Origin of the sequence: Mesorhizobium sangaii (assembly GCF_014207355.1) — a bacterium.
GTDB lineage: Bacteria > Pseudomonadota > Alphaproteobacteria > Rhizobiales > Rhizobiaceae > Mesorhizobium > Mesorhizobium sangaii.
On record NZ_JACHEF010000002.1, the window covers coordinates 171171 to 190094 of the forward strand.

Genomic DNA, 18924 nt, shown 5'->3' on the forward strand with positions numbered 1-18924 from the left:
TTGGTGGAACAGCCATCGTCGTCTTGGCGTTCGTCGCGGTCGTGGCCGTAGACTACATGAGCAACAGACCGAAACCACACTGAACCCCAAACCTTCCGTTTGGTATAGGACTTCAGTCCACGCTAAAGGCGCGCGGGATAGCTACCCCGCCGTAGGAGGCCGCACCGGTCCTGTGGTGTTCCACGGGATAAGCGGGCTCGACGATCACTCCGGCACGCCGGAGATGCCCAGCGCCTCGACGTAACGCTCGGCGAACACCTTGTCCAGCCACGGATTGATCTGTCTCTGCAGGGTGAGCGTGAAGGTCGGAAACGCCTCCATCAGCCGCCGCGCCGCTGCCTGCGCCTCGTCCAGCCGGTTGAGTTTGACCAGCGCCATGATCACCACCCGGTGCGAGGAGCCGTAGTTCGGCATCTCGTACAGCGCGCGTTCTCCCCATGCCAGCGCTTCCTCGTAGCGCTCCAGCATCAGGTAGCTCATCCCGATGCCCGAGAGCGCGATGCCCTTCTCGGGGTCGACCGGGCTCAGCCGCATTGCCCTGTGAAAGTGCTCGATCGCGACGAGCGGGCGGCTGGCATGTGCGTTCACCCATCCGCTGCCGGTATGGCCCTGCGCCGAATTGGGGTTGAGCAGCAGGGATCGTTCGATCGCGCCCAGGGCCATCTCGTAGTCCTTCGCGCTGTAGGCGATCACCTGCGCGGCAAAGCGCAGGCTCGTGGGGTCGTCGCGCGCTTCCGCCAGCACCTCGCGCGCCATGCGCACGGCGACTCGGACATCGTCGGGCTCGTGCCAGCACTGGCTCACGGACAGGCTGCGGATATAGGCGCCGAGTCCCTTTGCCAAGTTGAAGCCAGGGTCGATGCTGAGCGCCTCGTTGATGAGGCGGCGCACGTCGGCAAAGCCTTCGCGCGTCATGCTGTAGAAGCGCGGTAGCGCGCGCAGGTAGAGGTCGTAGGCGCTGATGTACTCGGTCGGCTTCATGCGCGCCTGCTTGATCTCCTGCAGCCGGATGCTCGGCTCGACAGCGCCGACGACGCTTTCGGTCACCTTGTCCTGCAGCTCGAAGATGTCGCTCACGTCGCCCTCGAAGCGATCGGCCCAGACATGGTGTCCGCTGATCGCGTCCACCAACTGCCCACTGATGCGCACCCGCGATCCTGCTCTGCGGATGCTGCCTTCGAGCACGTAGCGGACGCCCAGCTCGCGCCCGACCTGGCGCAGGTCCACCGCCCGGCCCTTGTAGGTGAACGACGAGTTGCGGGCGATCACGAAGAAGGAGTTCACCCGGCTCAATCCCGTGATGATGTCCTCCACCAGCCCGTCGGCGAAATATTCCTGGTCGGGGTCGCCGCTCATGTTGGTGAAAGGCAGAACCGCGATCGAGGGTTTCTCGGGCAGGGCAGGCGGTGCGGCCGCCGTGGCGCTGGCGTCGGTCTCGACGCGGTAGGCGCGCACAGGCCGCTCGATGTTCTTGAGGCGCAGCTCGCCGAGCGGCGTGAAGCCGCAGTCGAGCTTGCCCTGAAGGTGGTCGTAGGCGGTGCCCGAGACGACCACCGTGCCGGGATCGGCGATGCTTTCGAGGCGGGCGGCGATGTTGACCCCGTCGCCGTAGAGGTCGCCGTCCTCCTCGCAGACCACGTCGCCGAGATTGACACCGATGCGCAGGCGTATCCGCTCTTCCTCGGGCGTCTCCGCCTCGTGTTCTGCCAGGGCCTGCTGGATCGCCATCGCCGAGGTCACCGCGTTGACGACGCTCGCGAACTCGCACAGCATGCCGTCGCCGGTGAGCTTGACGATCCGACCCTGGTGCTCGGAGACCAGCGGCTCGAGGAGGTCCTTGCGGTAGATCTTCAGCCGCTCGAGCGTGCCGCGCTCGTCGCGCTCCGTCAGGCGCGAATAGCCGACCACGTCGCAAGCCAGGATCGCTGCTAGGTGGCGCCGCATGGTCATTTCACCGCTCAGCCAGGCGCCTGCACGCGGGCCGCCCCGCATCCATGCCCTGCCAACTTCCAGACGCCTACCGTGCATGGTATCCATCTCTCCCAGTCTCCGACCGTCGCCGATACAGAACGGAGAACGCAGCTTGACCTTGATTTCGCTATCCCGCTTTCAAGGCGTGGAGCCTTCCAGTCGCCGCGCTAAAAGCCAACCGACGACACGCCCACGCAGCCTCTGGGGACGCTGAAACGCCACTCCTCCCAGAAGGTCGGAGATATTTCCTGCCCTGTGTAACCGGTTGACGCCACCGTGACGGTGCTTTTGTATCGGGCATAACGTGAATGGGCCTGATGGCCAGGGCCGCGGGCTGCCGACAGGTTGCTGGCGGCGTAAGATTTCGCAAGGTCCACGAGATTGTCAGGTGCGGCGCAATGGCTTGATCGCCTCGCCCACTCGGCGAGCGATCTCCAGCTCGAGATGCTGACGCCTGCGTAGCTGCGCCCGCTTGTTCGGCCTGTATTCAGCCGGATCACGCTGCGTTTTCGTAAGGGGCAGATCGAACATCGTCAGGTGGACCCGGCTGCCCCCGGATTCGACCCAGAAGCTGTCGTAGTCTGCGGCAATGCGGTGGCGCAGGGCAAAGTCTTTTGCAAAGACATGCCCCGCGTTGGACGCGGCAACAAGACCGGAAATGTCGAGGGAGCGTACGAGCGACTGGGCCACCAGCAGCAACAATGTTTTGGGTCGCAGTCCTTCCATGGCCTTCGTCAGCGTCCGCGCTTCATCGAGACCTTGCACTCCAACCGAGGCGGACTTGAGCGCGCCGATCCAAAGCACGGGTCCCTGCCCGCTGAGCCGCAGGAGCGATCTATCCACAATCGCAAGGCCCATCTCGGTGATTGGTCAGGAGCAAGCGACACTCTGCTTCCCGGTACAACTTGTCCTGGCCGGTCAGTTCAACCGTGACGTTGCCCACCACGGTCGAGAGATCCAGCAGCTGTTGGCCGCCGGTGTGGCTCCTGATCAGGGCCGCGTCGGTGAAAAGCTGCGCCGCCGCGACATAGTGACCAACGACGGCGACCTGACGATGCCCGCGCCTGAGCGCGGTCGTCAGGTAGGATCGGACGGGCTTCAGGGGAATGTCCGGATACTTCTCAAGGATCGCAGTGAAGGGTTCGGCACCGAGTTTGGTCTGGATGGCGGCGATGTCGCGGCGGAATATCCAGCGAAGCGCCGCCCATTTGATCGTACAGACGCATCGGTTCAGTCCGCGCCGAAAACCGGAAGTCTGCCCTTTGCGACGAACCCGCGGCGGCGATCGCGATATTGCACCATTCAAATGCTCACCCTTCGCATTCTCCGTGCCTCATTGCTGGAATCTTAGCTTACCGACGCTTCGCCGCGACATTACGGATCCGTAAGGTGGCCACGAAAATGGCTGGCTTACGGATCCTTTCAGCCGGCGGAAAAATCGCAGTGCGCTTGTTTCCTCGGATGCAGGAAGAGTGCGGACAATGCCGTGCGCTGCTGCCGACGCGTGCCGCCCTCAGCCCAAGCCACCCGACTGGTGCGCAGCGATTGCGGCGAGAAAAACCTCGCCGAATTCCTTCAGCTTCGCCGCCCCCACGCCATTCACTTCGGCGAAGGCGTCGAGATCGGCCGGGCGGCGCTCGGCCATGTCGATCAGCGTGCGATCGGAAAACACCACATAGGCCGGCACCTGGCGCTCCTTGGCGAGGCGCAGCCGCAGCGTCTTCAGCGCAGCCAGCAGCGAAGCATCCACGCCTTCCATGTCCGCGGCCTGGGCGGAGCGCATCTTGCCGCGCAAGGCGGGGCTGCGCACTTCGACGCGGTAGTGGAACGGCATTTCGCCACGGCCAAGCGCATGGCCCTTTTCCGCAATGGCGAGGCCGCCATGGCCAACGGGATCCGGTATCAGGAAACCGCCCGCGACGAGCTGCCGGATCAGCGACAGCCAGAAATCCTTCTTGTGCGCCAGTCCGCTGCCGAAGCTGGCCAGCCTCTGGTGGTTCCTGGCCAGCACCTTCTCGGTCTCATGGCCGAGCAGGATATCGATGACATGCCCGGCACCGAAGCGTTCTCCGCTCTGCGCGACCACCGCCAGGATGGTCCGCGCCTCGGCTCCGCCATCGGCGCGCGGCGCCTGGTCGAGGCAGGTGTCGCAATTGCCGCAAGGCGACGCTTCCTCGCCGAAATAGCCGAGCAGCACCTGGCGGCGGCATTGCGCCGTCTCGCAATAGCCGATCAGCGTGTCGAGCCGGCCATGCGAGCGCCTCTTGTGCTCGGGCGGCGCATCCTCGTCGTCGATGAACATCCGCCGCATGCGGATATCGCCAAGGCCGAACAGCATATGCGCCTCGGCTGGCCGCCCGTCGCGGCCGGCGCGGCCGATTTCCTGATAGTAGGCCTCCAAGCTGCCAGGCAGATCGGTGTGGAAGACATAGGCCACGTCAGGCTTGTCGATACCCATGCCGAAGGCGATGGTCGCCACCATGACGACGCCGGACAGGGTCATGAAGCTGTTCTGGTTGGCGTCGCGCGCCTCCTTGCTCATGCCGGCGTGGTAGGCGAGCGCGGTGACGCCGTTCTTCTCGAGGAAGGCCGCCATTTCCTCCGTCTTCTTGCGCGACAGGCAATAGACGATGCCGCTGCGACCGGGGTGGCGCTCGACGAAGCTCAGCAACTGCCGCTTGCTGTCCTGCTTGGCGGCGATGCCAAGCTTGATGTTCGGCCGGTCGAAGCCCAGCACCAGGGTTTCGACGCGTTCTGCGAACAGCCGCGCCTCGATGTCGGTGCGCGTGCCCTCGTCCGCCGTCGCCGTCAGCGCGATGATCGGCACGCTGGGGAAGATGCCGCGCAGTCGCGACAAATCTTCATATTCGCGCCGGAACGCCGGCCCCCATTGCGAGATGCAATGCGCCTCGTCGACGGCGATCAGGCTGACGTCGAGCCTGGCCAGCGCATCGAGCATCCGCTCGGTCATCAGCCGCTCCGGCGCGAGATAGAGCAGGCGCGTCTGGCCCGCGGCGACGCGACGCCAGGCGGCGACATTGGCCTCACGTTCGATCGAGGAATTGATCGTATCGGCGGCGACGCCGGCAAGCCGCAAGGCGGCGACCTGATCCTGCATCAGCGCCACCAGCGGCGAAACGACGATGGTCAGCCCGCCCAGAACCAGCGCCGGCACCTGGTAGCAAAGCGACTTGCCCGCACCCGTCGGCATGACGGCCAGAACATGGCGCCCGGCCAGCAGCGCATCCATGACATCGGCCTGGCCGGGACGAAAATCGTCGAAGCCGAACACGTCCTTCAGGACGCGCCGCTTGGGGTCCTCGGCCCGAATGCTCGCAGCCTGTGCCTGCATCAGTCGGACACCGGGCGGAAAACGATTTCTGGTGGACTGGAGAGGATGTGGAAACCGATCAAAACGACTCTCCGGGTGACGCCTTGGAGTAGCGCAGCCGTCATCCAACTACAACGGCCCTTTGAAGGAACCTCCGTTCGTAGACATTGCCGGACTGCACCATGGCGGCGATGGAGCCCATGTTGGAGACAGAGGCTGTCCCTTCCCCTGCGACACCTGCACCCCGCTGGATTCCCTCGCCCGCTGCGATGTAAGCTTGTCCCGACCAAGGCACGTTGAGATTCAGGTCAGGCCGAGCCGAAAACGATGGCTTTCGAGAACCGGAGCGGAGCGTACTCTTGGTACGTGAGCACCGGAAGCGTAGGAAACCACCGTTTGCAGGCCGACCTCACCTGAAAATCAACACACCTTTAGGCCAGGGAGGGCGCGCTATGCTGCAGACCAGACAGGATGCTCTCGGCGAGCGGTTCCAGTTGCAGCGTACCGCCTTTGAGGCGCAGCCGTTCCCGGACATTGGCGTCCGCAAGGACCGCCTGAAGCGCCTGCTGGCTCTGACCGAGCGGCATGAGGCCGATATCTGCGCGGCGATCGACGCCGACTTTGGCGGCCGCTCCGCGCACGAGACGCGCCTTGCAGAACTGTTTGTCGTGCGCGCCGGCATCCGCCACGCGCTATCCCATCTGAAGGGCTGGATGCGCGAGCGTCGCGTTGCCACCACCATGCCGTTCCTGCCGGGCAGAAATCGCCTCGTCGCGCAGCCGCTCGGTGTCGTCGGGATCGTCTCGCCCTGGAACTATCCCTTCCAGCTTGCTGTGGCGCCGGTGACCGCGGCACTCGCCGCCGGCAATCGCGTGCTCGTCAAGCCGTCCGAACTGACGCCGGCTTTTTCGACGTTGCTGGCGCAACTGGCCGGCGAGCATTTCGCGCCCGACGAACTCAGCGTCATCACCGGCGATGCGGAGATGGGAAAGGCCTTCGTATCGATGCCTTTCGATCATCTGCTGTTCACCGGTTCGACCGCGGTCGGTCGCCAGGTTGCGATCGCCGCCGCCGCCAACCTGACCCCGGTCACGCTCGAACTCGGCGGCAAGTCGCCGGCGATCTTCGATCCGTCATGCGACGTCGATGCGGCGGCAGCCAGCATCGCCTATGGCAAGCTGTTGAATGCCGGACAGACCTGCATCGCGCCGGACCATCTGCTGGTGCCGCAAGGGCAGGCAAACACCGTCGCCGCGAAGCTCGCGACGGCGATAGCGCGGCTCTACCCGACCTTGCGCGACAATCCCGACTATACCGCCATCATCAGTGACCGGCATTGCCAGCGCCTGCGCGAGATGATCACTGAAGCCCGCGATACCGGCGCCGATGTCACCGAAATCAATCCGGCCGGCGAGGAGTTCGGTGCCCAGAGCCGGAAGTTGCTGCCGACCCTGGTCCGCAATGCCGGTCCGAACCTGCGGCTGATGCGCGAGGAGATTTTCGGGCCGGTGCTGCCGATCTTCGAATACGCCACCGTCGACGAGGCAATCGACCATGTGAACCACGCGGACCGGCCGCTGGCGCTCTATTGGTTCGGGCGCGACAGCGGCAACCGTCAACGCATCCTGCACGAGACGGTCGCCGGCGGCGTCACCATCAACGACTGCATGCTGCATCTGGTGCAGGAGAACCAGCCCTTCGGCGGCGTCGGCGCCAGCGGCATGGGCGCCTATCACGGCGAATGGGGTTTCCGCACCTTCAGCAAAGAGAAGCCGGTTTTCCTGCAGTCGAGGCTGAGCGCGGGAGGTCTGCTGCGTCCGCCCTATGGCAAGACGTTCGAGCGGATTTTCAGCCTGCTCCGGCACATCACCTGAACAAGGACGGCCATCGGTTGTGCGGCGCGTTAAACCTATGTTCACGATAATGCGGCAGGCTCCACATCCTGCGGTCATGTCTTGAGTACCGCGGCGCCACAAGCGCCCAGGCAACAACCCGCGCCTCTTTGGGGCGCGGGTCATTCCCCGCACTCGATCTCCCAGACTTGGCTAAGCAAGTCGTGGACTAGGCGAGAAAATCGGCCCGGTGCGGCGTGAAACTGTCGACCAGCCGCCCCGCCTCCAATGCCTTGACGCCGTGCACCAGATTGGACGGCACGATGAAGCTGCCGCCGGCCGCGATGATTTCGGTCCGGCCGCCGATCGTCACCTCGAAGCGGCCCTCCGCGACATAGCTCGCCTGGACATGCGGGTGCGAATGCAGGGCGCCGAAGCCACCCTTGTCGAAGCCGAATTCGACCATCATCAGTTCATCGGTGTGCAGGAGAACGCGCCGCCTGTTGCCATCCGGCGTCGCCTTCCAGGCGCCCTCGCCGGCATGCGCGAAAATCTTCGGCTCAGCCATCGTCACCTCCTCATCGCGCCAGCCAGCCGCCATCCACCGCCACCACCGCGCCATGCATGTAGTTCGACGCCGGCGCCAACAGGAAGACGGCGGTGTCGCCAATGTCTTCCGCTTCGCCCCAGCGCCCGGCCGGGATGCGCGCCAGGATTGCGGCACTGCGGTCTGGATCGGCACGCAGCGCCTGCGTGTTGTTGGTCTCGATATAGCCGGGCGCGATGGCGTTGACGTTGATGCCTTTTGCCGCCCATTCACAGGCGAGCAGCCGGGTGATGCCCAGCACGCCATGTTTCGAGGCAGTGTAGGACGCAACGCGGATGCCGCCCTGGAAACTCAGCACCGAAGCGATATTGACGATCTTGCCTTGCCGCCCGCCAGCAAGCGCACGCCTGGCGAAGGATTGGCTGAGCAGGAACACCGTCTTCAAATTGACGTCCATGACGTCGTCCCAGTCGGTCTCGCTCAAATCGACGGCATCGGCGCGCCGGATGATACCGGCATTGTTGACCAGCCCGTCGAGCGGGCCGCTTTCGTCCCAGATCCGGTCCAGCATCGGGCCGGCGGCTGCCGTGTCGGCAAGGTCGGCGCCAACCGCCTCGAATTGCCCACCGACCGAGGTAATCTTGCTTGCCGTATCGTCCATCGACGAGCGGCCGACGCCGATCACCGCGCCGCCGGCACGCGCGACCGAGACGGCTATGCCTTGACCGATGCCGGTGTTGGCGCCGGTGACGAGAATGCGTTTGCCGGCCAGGCTGAAGGCGGAAAGGTCGCTCACCGCAAGTCGTCCAACGCCACCGGGTCGACATCGGCATAGTAGACATTGTCGCCGGCCATCGCCCAGATGAAAGCGTAGTTGGAGGTGCCGGCGCCAGAGTGGATCGACCAGCCCGGCGACAGCACCGCCTCCTCGTTGCCCATGACGATATGACGTGTCTCGTCCGGCTCGCCCATGAAGTGAAAAACGCGCGCCGTCTCGGCCAGGTCGAAATAGAGATAGGCTTCTATGCGCCGGTCATGCACATGGCACGGCATGGTGTTCCACACCGAGCCCGGCGCCAGCTGCGTCATGCCGACCACCAGCTGGCAGGTTTTTGCGCCCTCGGCATGGATGAACTGGAAGATCGAGCGCTCGTTGCAGCTATCCTTGCTGCCGAGGTCGAGACGCCTGGCGTCTCCGATGCGGATCAGCCGGCTCGGCCAGGCCTGATGCGCCGGCGCGCTGAGCAGGTAGAATTTAGCCGGCGCGGCTTTGTCCACCGAAGCGAACGACACGTCCTTGCTGCCCATGCCGAGATAGACCATGTCGCGCAACTGCAATTCATGAGGTTGGCCGCCGGCCGTGACGACACCGGCGCCACCGATGTTGACGGCGATCAGCTCGCGGCGGTCGAGAAAATCCTTGGTTCCGGTCGGCTTGATCGCCTCCAGTTGAAGCGGTGCGTCAATCGGCACGGCGCCGCCGACGATCATGCGATCGTAATGGGTGTAGGTCAGGCTGATTCGGCCGGGCTGGAACAGATCCTCGATGTGGAAATTGTGCCGCAGTTCGTCGGTTCCCATCGCCGCGGCGGCGACCGGGTCGATGGCGAAGCGCGATGTGTAGTTGGTACGGCTCTGGCTCATTGCAGTCCTGACTTGAGATGGGTCATTCACCGGCAGCGCCCTTGACCGAACTGGCGTAGAAGACCTGCCTTGCGTGCAGCCGCTCGCGGTAGCGCTGCTGGCTGGCGCTGAGGTGGGCGCGCATCGCCTCGCGCGCGGCTTCGGCATCGCCTGATGTGATCGCGTTGAGGATCACCAGATGCTCGCGCTGCAGCCCGCGCTGATATGTGTCGGATTGCACCAGCTCGGTCGACCAGGGCGAGGTCACGTCGCACGGAATGGCGCGCCGGCCGAGCACGTCGAGCATCTCGACATAGAAGGGATTGTTGGTGGCGCTGGCGATGGCGCGGTGGAAGGCGAGGTCGGCCGGACCGGTCGGCTCGCTGGCAAGCAGCAGCCGTTCGAACTCGAAGAAGGCTTCCTGGATCGCCGCCTCTTGCGCGGCATTGCAGCGGATGGCGGCGAGCCCGGCCGATTCGATCTCGATCGCCAGGCGCACTTCGAGCACGTTGAGCGCGATCGAATCCTTGCTGCCCATGTCGGCGGCCAGCGCGCCGAACATCGTCGAGATGTGCTCGGTGACGAAGACGCCGGCGCCCTGGCGCGCCTCGACCAGCCCGTCGGCGGCAAGCTTGGCCAGAGCCTCGCGGATGACAGTGCGGCTGACGCCGAAGGTCTCGGTCAGCTGGCCTTCGGTCGGCAGTTTGTGGCCGGGCAGGATCTCGCCCGCCTGCAGCTGCTTGCGGATCGCCGCGACGACGGTCTCCGACAGCTTTGGTTTTCTCTCGACCCTGAGGTCGGTTGCGGTATCCGATGCCATGTCGCCCCCTATTTGAACACGCTCGGCAACCAGAGCGAGATGGCCGGAATATAGGTCACACAAGCCCGAGAACCACGAGCTCGCGCTAGATCGAGCGCATCGCTTCTCCCCGGTTCAGAGCCGGTACGCCTTCTTCGCAAGCGTGTAGGCAAGGTCCCGCGCCAGCTCGTGCGCCTCCTCCTCGCGCAGCCGGTGCTCGGCGACGAGACGCGCCAGGAACGCGCAGTCGACCCGCCGCGCCACATCGTGGCGCGCCGGTATGGATGGAAAGGCGCGGGTGTCGTCGTTGAAGCCGACGGTGTTGTAGAAACCGGCCGTTTCGGTGGTCATCTCGCGGAAGCGACGCATGCCCTCCGGGCTGTCGTGGAACCACCAGGCCGGCCCGAGCTTCAGCGCCGGATAGGTGCCGGCGAGCGGGGCCAGCTCGCGCGCATAGCTGGACTCGTCGAGCGTGAAGAGGATGATTGTCAGGTCCCGTTCCAGGCCGACGCAATCGAGCATGGGCTTGAGCGCCGTCACATAGTCGGTTCGGGTCGGGATATCGAAACCCTTGTCGCGGCCGAACTTCTGGAAAATCGACGGCGAATGGTTGCGCCAGGAACCGGGATGGATTTGCAGGACAAGCCCGTCATCCCGGCTCATCTTGGCCATTTCGGTCAGCATCTGGGCGCGGAACAGCCGCTTTTCGCGCTCGTCGTCCGAACCGTGACGCACACGATTGAACAGTTCCTCGGCCGCCGCATCGGAGAGATTGGCGGTCTCGGCCGTCGGATGGCCGTGATCGGACGAGGTCGCGCCATGGCTTTTGAAGAAAGCACGCCGCTGGCGGTGCGCGTCGAGATAGCCGGCCCAGCTGCCGGTGTCGCAGCCGGTGATCTCGCCGAGCTTGTCGAGATTGGCCGAGAACCCCTCGAAGTCGGGATCGACGACGGCGTCCGGCCGATAGGCTGTGATGACCTTGCCCTCCCAGCCGCTGTCGCGGATCATCTGGTGCCATTTGAGATCGTCGAGCGCGCCTTCCGTTGTCGCGATGACCTCGATGTTGAAGCGCTCGAACAGCGCGCGCGGGCGGAAATTCTCCCATTGCAGCACCGTCGCGATGGTGTCGTAGTGACGGTCGGCGGTCGCCGCGTTCAGCGGTTCGTCGATGCCAAACAGATGCGCCAGCACATGGTCGAACCACAGCCGGGTCGGCGTGCCGCGGAAGAGGAAATAGTTCTCGGCAAAGCGCCGCCAGATCGCCCTGCCGTCGGTCTCCACCGGTGCACCGTCCAAGGTCGCCACGCCGAGATCCTCGAGGCGAACGCCCTGGCTGAACAGCATCCGGAAAATGTAGTGGTCGGGCACGATGAGCAATTGCGCCGGATCCGGGAATGGCTCGTTCAGCGCATACCAGCGCGGATCGGTGTGACCATGCGGGCTGACGATGGGCAGGTCCTTGATGCCGGCGTAGAGATCGCGGGCGATCGAGCGCGAATGCGCGTCGGCGGGAAACAGGAAATCCGCGTTGGTCAGTGCCACGACGATCCTCCCAGGGCCGCTATCGGTAGGGGCGACAAGAAATAATGTCAACATACAAAAAATGGATTGTTGTATGATGACTTTTCAACCATTGCATGGCAAGAAATCGGATGTTACGCCGCTTGCCAACCGTCCCCGAGGCGATTTCATGCCGTCCGACCAGACCAACCGCGCCACGCCGACCAGACGCCTTTCTGCGATGACGGCACATACTTTGCCGGCTTCAATCGCGACACCTTCGTATGATCGCAGCCGCGTCGTCCCTGGCATCGCGCACCTCGGCGTCGGCGCCTTCCATCGCGCCCATCAGGCCGCCTATGTCGACGACTGCCTGACGGCTGGCGAGACCGGCTGGGGTATCGTCGGGGTCTCGCTGCGCAGCGCCGACACACGCGATGCGCTCTCGCCGCAGGACGGGCTCTACACGCTGGCGATCAGGAGCAGCGGCGAGGAGAAGCTTCGCGTCATCGGCTCCATCGCCTCGATGCTGGTGGCGCCGGAGGACCCGGGCGCGGTGGTGGCCGCGCTCACCGATCCGCGCACCCGCATCGTGACACTGACGATCACTGAGAAGGCCTATCTCAGGGCCGCCGCCGGCGGGCTGGACACCGCTCATCCCGATATCGTCCACGATCTGGCAAATCCGCAAATGCCGAAGACAGCGCATGGTTTCCTGACCGAGGCGCTTGCGCGGCGACGCGCCGCCGGCACACCGCCCTTCACCGTGCTGTGCTGCGACAACCTGCCGGCCAATGGTGCGACGCTGCACCGGCTGCTGGTCGAATTCGCCCAATTGCGCGATGCCAGGCTCGCAGCAAACGCCGATAACGACCTGGCCAGCCACATCGCCGACCAGGTCGCGTTTCCCTCCAGCATGGTCGACCGCATCGTGCCGGCTACCACCGATGCCGACCGGGCGCGGATTGCGGTTGAACTCGGCGTCGAGGACGCCTGGCCGGTCATGACAGAGCCGTTCTGCCAATGGGTGATCGAGGACAATTTTCCGGAAGGCCGGCCAGCCTGGGAAAAATTCGGCGTCACCATGGTCAGCGATGTCGGCCCCTTCGAGGACATGAAGCTCAGGCTGCTCAACGGCGCGCATTCGGGCATCGCCTATCTCGGCCTGCTCAGCGGTCACGCCACCGTCGATCGCGCCTTCGCCGATCCGGCAATCCGGCAGTTCGTCGATGCATTGTGGGCCGAAGCCAGTTCGACGCTGCCGGAGGATGCTGGACTGGATACGGCCGCCTATACGGCCGAACTCACCGAGCGTTTTTCGAACACGGCTCTTGCCCACCGCACGGCTCAGATCGCCAATGACGGCAGCCAGAAACTGCCGCAGCGCATCGTCGCATCGGCCTTGGAGTGCATGGAAGCCGGCACCGAATTGGTCCATCTCACGCTGGTGGTCGCCGCCTGGATCGCCGCCTGCGCAGCACGGGGAAAGACCTTGCCGGAGGGCCATTTCACCGATCCGCTCGATGCGGCGCTGACGGCGCTTTTGAGCCAGCAGCTACCGGCGAATGAGACCGTGACGGCGGTGTTCGACCTCGCCGGCTTCGCCAGCGACCACGCCGAGCGCCAGACGCTGATTGAACTCGTGGCCGTCCATCTCGTCCACCTGCGACGGGATGGTCCGACACTGGCTTTCGCCGCGTTGGGCATAGGAAGTGAATAGTCGAGTCGGGACTCGATACGGCTTAGATCGCGGCGCGAAGGGCACGACGAGTGCCACCCACACGATCATCAAAGCGATACGTGAGAGATTGGCCAGCCAAGCCAGATCTATGCCCGATAACACCGGAAATCCGATGTAGTGCCGTCGACCACCTGGATCGTGAGGCTGTTTCTCGCCCAGCTGTTTCTTCCGTCATCGGCCACCCCCCATGCCCAAGGCAGCCGGACTGTCCGCCAAACAAAAAAGCGAGGCAAGGCCCCGCTTTTCACTTAGTCATCCGGAGCGACTTTTACGCCGGCAGGATGGCGCCTTCCAGCGTCGTGAGCTGGCTAAGGAACTGCTCCGCCTTGCTGCGGGCCTCGTCGTCCTTGGCGTCGGCGGCGTCTTCCTTGGCTTCTTGGATGCGGCGCGCGAGATCGGCGCGGTCGACATCCTTCACCGCCACAGCCGATTCCGCCAGCAGCGTGCAGCCGGCCGGAACGATGTCGGCGAAGCCGCCGAACACCACATAGCGCTCTTCCCCACCCGACGCGGTCTTAACAGTGACAACGCCCGGCTTGATCGTGGTCATGACCGGGGCGTGATGCGCCATCACGGTCATCTCGCCTTCGGCGCCCGGAATGACGACGGATTCGACCTGCTCGGAAACCAGCAGGCGCTCCGGAGAAACCAGTTCGAACTTGAAAGCTTCAGCCATGATCAATCTAGCGAATAGGGAATGGTGAGTAGCGAGTAGAAAAACCCACCCGGCTCACATTGCCCCTATTCGCTACTCCCTATTCGCTATTCGCTTCTTATGCCGCTTCGGCCGCCAGGCGCTGTGCCTTCTCGACCGCTTCCTCGATGCCGCCGACCATGTAGAAGGCAGCTTCCGGAAGGTGGTCATAGTCGCCGTTGCAGAGGCCCTTGAAACCCTTGATGGTGTCGGCCAGGTCGACCAGCTTGCCCGGAGCGCCGGTGAACACTTCGGCTACGAAGAAGGGCTGCGACAGGAAGCGCTCGATCTTGCGGGCGCGGGCGACCGTCTGCTTGTCCTCTTCGCTGAGCTCGTCCATGCCCAGGATGGCGATGATGTCCTGCAGCGACTTGTAGCGCTGGAGGATCGACTGCACCTGGCGCGCGACGGCATAGTGCTCGTCGCCGACAACCAGCGGGTCGAGCATGCGCGAGGTCGAATCGAGCGGATCGACGGCCGGGTAGATGCCCTTCTCGGCGATGGCGCGGTTGAGCGTCGTGGTCGCGTCGAGGTGGGCGAACGAGGTCGCCGGCGCCGGGTCGGTCAAGTCGTCGGCGGGCACGTAGATCGCCTGCACCGAAGTGATCGAGCCCTTGGTGGTGGTGGTGATGCGTTCCTGCAGCGCGCCCATGTCGGTGGCGAGCGTCGGCTGATAGCCCACGGCCGACGGGATACGGCCGAGCAGAGCCGACACTTCCGAACCCGCCTGCGTGAAGCGGAAGATGTTGTCGACGAAGAACAGCACGTCCTGGCCCTGGTCGCGGAAATATTCCGCAACCGTCAGGCCGGTCAGGCCAACGCGGGCGCGCGCGCCCGGCGGCTCATTCATCTGGCCGTACACCAGAGCGGCCTTGGAGCCTTCGCCGCCGCCCTTCTTGTTGACGCCGGACTCGATGAACTCGTGATAGAGATCGTTGCCTTCGCGGGTGCGCTCGCCGACGCCGGCAAACACCGAGTAGCCGCCATGCGCCTTGGCGATGTTGTTGATCAGTTCCTGGATCAGCACGGTCTTGCCCACGCCGGCGCCGCCGAACAGGCCGATCTTGCCGCCCTTGGCGTAGGGAGCCAGGAGGTCGAGCACCTTGATGCCGGTGATCAGGATCTGTGCTTCCGTCGACTGCTCGACATAGGTCGGAGCCGGCTGGTGGATGGAGCGCATTTCGATCGCGTCGACAGGGCCTTCTTCGTCGACCGGCTCGCCGATGACGTTGATGATGCGGCCGAGCATGCCCGGGCCGACCGGCACGGTGATCGGTGCGCCGGTGTCGCGCACTTCCTGGCCGCGCACCAGGCCTTCGGTCGAGTCCATGGCGATGCAGCGCACGGTGTTTTCACCCAGATGCTGAGCAACTTCGAGCACTAGGCGGTTGCCGACATTGGTCGTCTCGAGCGCGTTCAAGATCGCCGGCAGGTGGTCGCCGAACTGCACGTCGACGACGGCGCCGATGACCTGGCGGACCTTGCCGACAACGCCGGTCGCCTTGGTGGCCACTGCCGATGTCTTGGCTGCGGCGGCCTTGGCCGGTGCTGATGCCGTCTTGGCCGGAGCTGCCTTCGCGGCTGCTACCGGAGCCTTTGCCGCCTTCGCCGGGGCTGCGGTCTTCGCGGTTGCGGCCTTTGGGGCTGCCGTCTTGGGGGTCGCTGCTTTCGCCATCGTCTTTACCCTTTTTCGTCCTTTGTTTCTCACGCGGTCCGCTCGCGGGTCGATGACCCGCAAGCCGCGCCTAGAGCGCCTCGGCGCCCGAAATGATTTCGATCAGTTCCTTGGTGATCTGCGCCTGCCGCTGGCGGTTGTAGGTGATCGACAGCTTGTTGATCATCTCGCCGGCGTTGCGCGTAGCATTGTCCATGGCGCTCATCTTGGCGCCCATTTCACCGGCCGCGTTTTCGAGCAGCGCCCGGAAAACCTGCACCGATATGTTGCGCGGAATGAGATCGGAGAGGATTTCACCCGGCTCCGGTTCGTACTCATAGACGGCGCTGCCGCCATCCACCGCCTCGGCCGGAGCCGAAGCGATACCGGCTGGAATGATCTGCTGCGCGGTCGGGATCTGGCTGATCACCGACTTGAACTGCGAATAGAACAGCGTGCAGATGTCGAAGCCGCCCTCGTTGAAGAGGTGGATGACCTTCTTGGCGATCGCGTCGGCATTGACGAAGCCGAGCGTCTTGACCTCGCGCAGATCGACACGGTCAAGGATCATCGAGGCATAGTCGCGGCGCAGGATATCAAAACCCTTCTTGCCGACGCAGATGATCTTGACCTGCTTGCCGTCGGCCAAAAGCTTGCGGATATGGTCGCGGGCAAGGCGGGCGATCTGCGAATTGAAGCCGCCGCACAGGCCGCGCTCGGCGGTGCAGACGACGAGCAGATGCACGTCGTCCTTGCCGGTACCGGTCATCAGCGCCGGGGCATCGCCGCCGCCGCCGATCGCCTGGGTAATGTTGGCCAGCACGGAACCCATGCGCTCCGAATAGGGGCGCGCCGCTTCCGCAGCCTCTTGCGCACGGCGCAGCTTCGCCGCGGCGACCATCTGCATCGCCTTGGTGATCTTCTGCGTCGCCTTGACCGAGGCGATACGGTTACGAAGGTCTTTTAATGAAGGCATGCTTCAAACCTGATCCCGTCTTGTCTCATCCGGACTGGCGCTTCGCTCAGGCGAAGGTCTTGGCGAAAGCGTCGATCTCGGCCTTCAGCTTGGCGCGCAGATCGTCCGACAGCGCCTTTTCCTTGCGGATGGCCTCGAGAATGTCCTTGCCCGCCGCACGCATGTGGCTGAGCAGGCCATGCTCGAACTTGCCGACCTGGTTGACCGGCAGCTTGTCGAGATAGCCGTTGACGCCGGCAAAGATCACCGCGACCTGCTCTTCAGTCTTCAGCGGCGAGAACTGCGGCTGCTTCAGGAGTTCGGTCAGGCGCGATCCGCGGTTGAGCAGGCGCTGCGTGGCGGCGTCGAGATCGGAGCCGAACTGCGCGAAGGCCGCCATTTCGCGGTACTGCGCGAGCTCGCCCTTGATCGAGCCGGCGACCTGCTTCATCGCCTTGATCTGGGCGGCCGAGCCGACGCGCGACACCGACAGGCCGACGTTGACGGCCGGACGGATGCCCTGGAAGAACAGGTTGGTTTCAAGGAATATCTGGCCGTCGGTGATCGAGATCACGTTGGTCGGGATATAGGCCGACACGTCGTTGGCCTGCGTCTCGATGATCGGCAGGGCGGTCAGCGATCCACCGCCCAGATCGTCGTTGAGCTTGGCGGCGCGCTCGAGCAGGCGCGAGTGAAGGTAGAAGACGTCGCCCGGATAGGCTTCGCGGCCCGGCGGGCGGCGCAGCAACAGCGACATCTGGCGGTAGGCGACGGCCTGCTTCGACAGATCGTCATAGCTGATCAGCGCATGCATGCCGTTGTCGCGGAAATATTCGCCCATGGTGCAGCCGGCGAACGGCGCCAGGAACTGCATCGGCGCCGGATCGGACGCGGTGGCGGCGATGATGATCGAATATTCGAGGGCGCCGCGCTCTTCCAGCACCTTGACGAACTGCGCCACGGTCGAGCGCTTCTGGCCGACGGCGACGTAGACGCAGTAGAGCTTTTCCTTCTCGGGACCGTTGTCGTGCACCGATTTCTGGTTGAGCATCGTGTCGAGGATGATGGCGGTCTTGCCGGTCTGGCGGTCGCCGATGACCAGCTCGCGCTGGCCGCGGCCGACCGGGATCAGCGCATCGATGGCCTTGAGGCCGGTCGACATCGGCTCGTTCACCGACTTGCGCGGGATGATGCCGGGCGCCTTAACGTCGACGCGCTTGCGCTCGACTGCCTTGATCGGGCCCTTGCCGTCGATCGGGTTGCCGAGCGCGTCGACGACGCGACCGAGCAGGCCCGGACCGACCGGCACGTCGACAATGGCGCCGGTGCGCTTGACGATGTCGCCTTCCTTGATGTCGCGGTCGGCACCGAAGATGACGACGCCGACATTGTCGGCTTCGAGGTTGAGCGCCATGCCGCGGATGCCGCCAGGGAATTCGACCATCTCGCCGGCCTGGACATTGTCGAGGCCGTAGACGCGGGCGATACCGTCACCGACGGACAGCACCTGTCCGACTTCGGAGACCTCGGCCTCCTTGCCGAAATTCTTGATCTGGTCTTTCAGAATTGCGGAAATTTCCGCGGCGCGGATGTCCATCAGCCGACCTCTTTCAGTGCAAGCTTGAGCGAATTGAGTTTGGTTTTGAGCGACGTATCGATCTGGCGCGAGCCCATCTTGACCACCAGTCCGCCGAGCAGCGACGGATCGACGGTGACGGAGATGGCCACGTCCTTGCCGGCAACGCTCTTCAGCGCCGCCTTGAGTTCAGTCTGCTGGGCTGCGGTCAGCTCATGCGCCGACGTCACTTCAGCAGCGGTCTCGCCACGGTGTTCGGCGGCGATCTGGCGGAACGCCTTGATCATGCCGGGGATGGCGAACAGCCGGCGATTCGCAGCGACGACGCGCAGGAAATTGCCGGTGAGGCCGGTGATCCCCGCCTTGTCGGCGATCGCCGCGATGGCCTTGGCCTGGTCCTCGCTGGAAAACACCGGGCTGTTGATCAGCCGGGTCAGGTCGGCGCTGCCCGCGAGCATCGCCTCGAAGCTGTTGAGGTCTGCCTCGACCTTGGCGACCGAATTTGCCTGCAGGGCGAGTTCGAACAGCGAACCCGCGTAGCGTTCTGCGACACCTGAGATTGGCGATGACGATTGGGCCACGGACCGTCTTTTCTCTTGTCTGACAGGCCGCAGATTGTTGGCGCGAGCAAAAACTCTGGCTAAATCTTTGACCTTACTGCATTTTTTCAAGCACGGAGGCGCGGCTTCCGCTATCCCCGG

The 18924-nt window shown here is 64.4% G+C and carries 16 protein-coding genes; 2 read left to right on the plus strand and 14 right to left on the minus strand.

The annotated features are described in order from the left end of the window. Nucleotides 1-204: 204 nt before the first annotated feature. The 4 genes from HNQ71_RS09970 to recQ form a co-directional block, all read right to left on the minus strand. The gene (locus tag HNQ71_RS09970; RefSeq protein WP_184872431.1) at nucleotides 205-1950 is read right to left on the minus strand and encodes an adenylate/guanylate cyclase domain-containing protein; all 1746 of its coding nucleotides are present in this window, start codon (nucleotides 1948-1950) and stop codon (nucleotides 205-207) included. 405 nt (nucleotides 1951-2355) lie between these two features. Next, on the minus strand, nucleotides 2356-2775 hold the full coding sequence (locus HNQ71_RS35470) for a DUF535 family protein (RefSeq protein WP_343068123.1): 420 nt from the start codon (nucleotides 2773-2775) through the stop codon (nucleotides 2356-2358). Between the two features lie 31 nt (nucleotides 2776-2806). After that, the gene (locus tag HNQ71_RS35475) at nucleotides 2807-3277 is read right to left on the minus strand and encodes a DUF535 family protein (protein ID WP_281391374.1); all 471 of its coding nucleotides are present in this window, start codon (nucleotides 3275-3277) and stop codon (nucleotides 2807-2809) included. Nucleotides 3278-3484: 207 nt separating this feature from the next. Then, nucleotides 3485-5323 (minus strand): DNA helicase RecQ, encoded by a 1839-nt coding sequence (gene recQ, locus HNQ71_RS09980; protein ID WP_184872432.1) that lies wholly within the window; start codon nucleotides 5321-5323, stop codon nucleotides 3485-3487. A 431-nt stretch (nucleotides 5324-5754) separates the two neighbouring features. Between recQ and HNQ71_RS09985 the strand changes: the two genes are divergently transcribed. Further along, entirely contained in the window at nucleotides 5755-7176 is a 1422-nt protein-coding gene (locus HNQ71_RS09985; RefSeq protein WP_184872433.1) for a coniferyl aldehyde dehydrogenase, read from the plus strand. Nucleotides 7177-7363: 187 nt separating this feature from the next. Here HNQ71_RS09985 and HNQ71_RS09990 read toward each other — a convergent pair whose 3' ends face one another. From HNQ71_RS09990 to uxaC, 5 genes are all read right to left on the minus strand, one after another. Next, nucleotides 7364-7702, minus strand: a complete 339-nt coding sequence (locus HNQ71_RS09990) for a cupin domain-containing protein (RefSeq protein WP_184872434.1) — start codon at nucleotides 7700-7702, stop codon at nucleotides 7364-7366. Between the two features lie 10 nt (nucleotides 7703-7712). Further along, nucleotides 7713-8477, minus strand: a complete 765-nt coding sequence (gene kduD / locus HNQ71_RS09995; protein WP_184872435.1) for a 2-dehydro-3-deoxy-D-gluconate 5-dehydrogenase KduD — start codon at nucleotides 8475-8477, stop codon at nucleotides 7713-7715. Next, a complete protein-coding gene (kduI, locus tag HNQ71_RS10000) occupies nucleotides 8474-9325 on the minus strand; it encodes a 5-dehydro-4-deoxy-D-glucuronate isomerase (RefSeq protein ID WP_184872436.1) in 852 nt (283 codons plus the stop codon). Before kduI ends, kduD begins: the two co-directional genes overlap by 4 nt. Nucleotides 9326-9347: 22 nt before the next feature. Continuing rightward, nucleotides 9348-10124 (minus strand): FadR/GntR family transcriptional regulator, encoded by a 777-nt coding sequence (locus tag HNQ71_RS10005; RefSeq protein ID WP_184872437.1) that lies wholly within the window; start codon nucleotides 10122-10124, stop codon nucleotides 9348-9350. A gap of 114 nt (nucleotides 10125-10238) precedes the next feature. Continuing rightward, on the minus strand, nucleotides 10239-11699 hold the full coding sequence (uxaC, locus tag HNQ71_RS10010) for a glucuronate isomerase (protein WP_184872438.1): 1461 nt from the start codon (nucleotides 11697-11699) through the stop codon (nucleotides 10239-10241). 94 nt (nucleotides 11700-11793) lie between these two features. Between uxaC and HNQ71_RS10015 the strand changes: the two genes are divergently transcribed. Next, nucleotides 11794-13323, plus strand: a complete 1530-nt coding sequence (locus HNQ71_RS10015) for a mannitol dehydrogenase family protein (protein ID WP_184873305.1) — start codon at nucleotides 11794-11796, stop codon at nucleotides 13321-13323. 289 nt (nucleotides 13324-13612) lie between these two features. Here the strand turns inward: HNQ71_RS10015 and HNQ71_RS10020 are convergent, their stop codons facing one another. From HNQ71_RS10020 to HNQ71_RS10040, 5 genes are all read right to left on the minus strand, one after another. Further along, nucleotides 13613-14020: a F0F1 ATP synthase subunit epsilon gene (locus tag HNQ71_RS10020; protein ID WP_184872439.1), complete on the minus strand. Its 408-nt coding sequence runs from the start codon at nucleotides 14018-14020 to the stop codon at nucleotides 13613-13615. A 97-nt stretch (nucleotides 14021-14117) separates the two neighbouring features. After that, the gene (atpD, locus tag HNQ71_RS10025; RefSeq protein ID WP_184872440.1) at nucleotides 14118-15713 is read right to left on the minus strand and encodes a F0F1 ATP synthase subunit beta; all 1596 of its coding nucleotides are present in this window, start codon (nucleotides 15711-15713) and stop codon (nucleotides 14118-14120) included. Nucleotides 15714-15783: 70 nt separating this feature from the next. Beyond that, the gene (locus tag HNQ71_RS10030) at nucleotides 15784-16668 is read right to left on the minus strand and encodes a F0F1 ATP synthase subunit gamma (protein WP_184872441.1); all 885 of its coding nucleotides are present in this window, start codon (nucleotides 16666-16668) and stop codon (nucleotides 15784-15786) included. A 46-nt stretch (nucleotides 16669-16714) separates the two neighbouring features. Next, on the minus strand, nucleotides 16715-18244 hold the full coding sequence (gene atpA / locus HNQ71_RS10035; RefSeq protein ID WP_184872442.1) for a F0F1 ATP synthase subunit alpha: 1530 nt from the start codon (nucleotides 18242-18244) through the stop codon (nucleotides 16715-16717). Then, nucleotides 18244-18804, minus strand: coding sequence for a F0F1 ATP synthase subunit delta (locus tag HNQ71_RS10040; RefSeq protein ID WP_184872443.1), 561 nt, complete (start codon nucleotides 18802-18804; stop codon nucleotides 18244-18246). Before HNQ71_RS10040 ends, atpA begins: the two co-directional genes overlap by 1 nt. Nucleotides 18805-18924 lie beyond the last annotated feature (120 nt).

Excerpts from the sequence above, each read along its gene's own strand:
- HNQ71_RS10015 (WP_184873305.1), top strand. The coding sequence starts at position 11,794 with ATGCCGTCCGACCAGACCAACCGCGCCACGCCGACCAGACGCCTTTCT.
- recQ (WP_184872432.1), bottom strand. The coding sequence starts at position 5,323 with ATGCAGGCACAGGCTGCGAGCATTCGGGCCGAGGACCCCAAGCGGCGC.
- HNQ71_RS09970 (WP_184872431.1), bottom strand. The coding sequence starts at position 1,950 with ATGACCATGCGGCGCCACCTAGCAGCGATCCTGGCTTGCGACGTGGTC.
- HNQ71_RS09985 (WP_184872433.1), top strand. The coding sequence starts at position 5,755 with ATGCTGCAGACCAGACAGGATGCTCTCGGCGAGCGGTTCCAGTTGCAG.
- atpA (WP_184872442.1), bottom strand. The coding sequence starts at position 18,244 with ATGGACATCCGCGCCGCGGAAATTTCCGCAATTCTGAAAGACCAGATC.
- HNQ71_RS10020 (WP_184872439.1), bottom strand. The coding sequence starts at position 14,020 with ATGGCTGAAGCTTTCAAGTTCGAACTGGTTTCTCCGGAGCGCCTGCTG.
- HNQ71_RS09990 (WP_184872434.1), bottom strand. The coding sequence starts at position 7,702 with ATGGCTGAGCCGAAGATTTTCGCGCATGCCGGCGAGGGCGCCTGGAAG.
- HNQ71_RS10030 (WP_184872441.1), bottom strand. The coding sequence starts at position 16,668 with ATGCCTTCATTAAAAGACCTTCGTAACCGTATCGCCTCGGTCAAGGCG.
- atpD (WP_184872440.1), bottom strand. The coding sequence starts at position 15,713 with ATGGCGAAAGCAGCGACCCCCAAGACGGCAGCCCCAAAGGCCGCAACC.
- kduI (WP_184872436.1), bottom strand. The coding sequence starts at position 9,325 with ATGAGCCAGAGCCGTACCAACTACACATCGCGCTTCGCCATCGACCCG.
- uxaC (WP_184872438.1), bottom strand. The coding sequence starts at position 11,699 with ATGTTGACATTATTTCTTGTCGCCCCTACCGATAGCGGCCCTGGGAGG.
- HNQ71_RS10005 (WP_184872437.1), bottom strand. The coding sequence starts at position 10,124 with ATGGCATCGGATACCGCAACCGACCTCAGGGTCGAGAGAAAACCAAAG.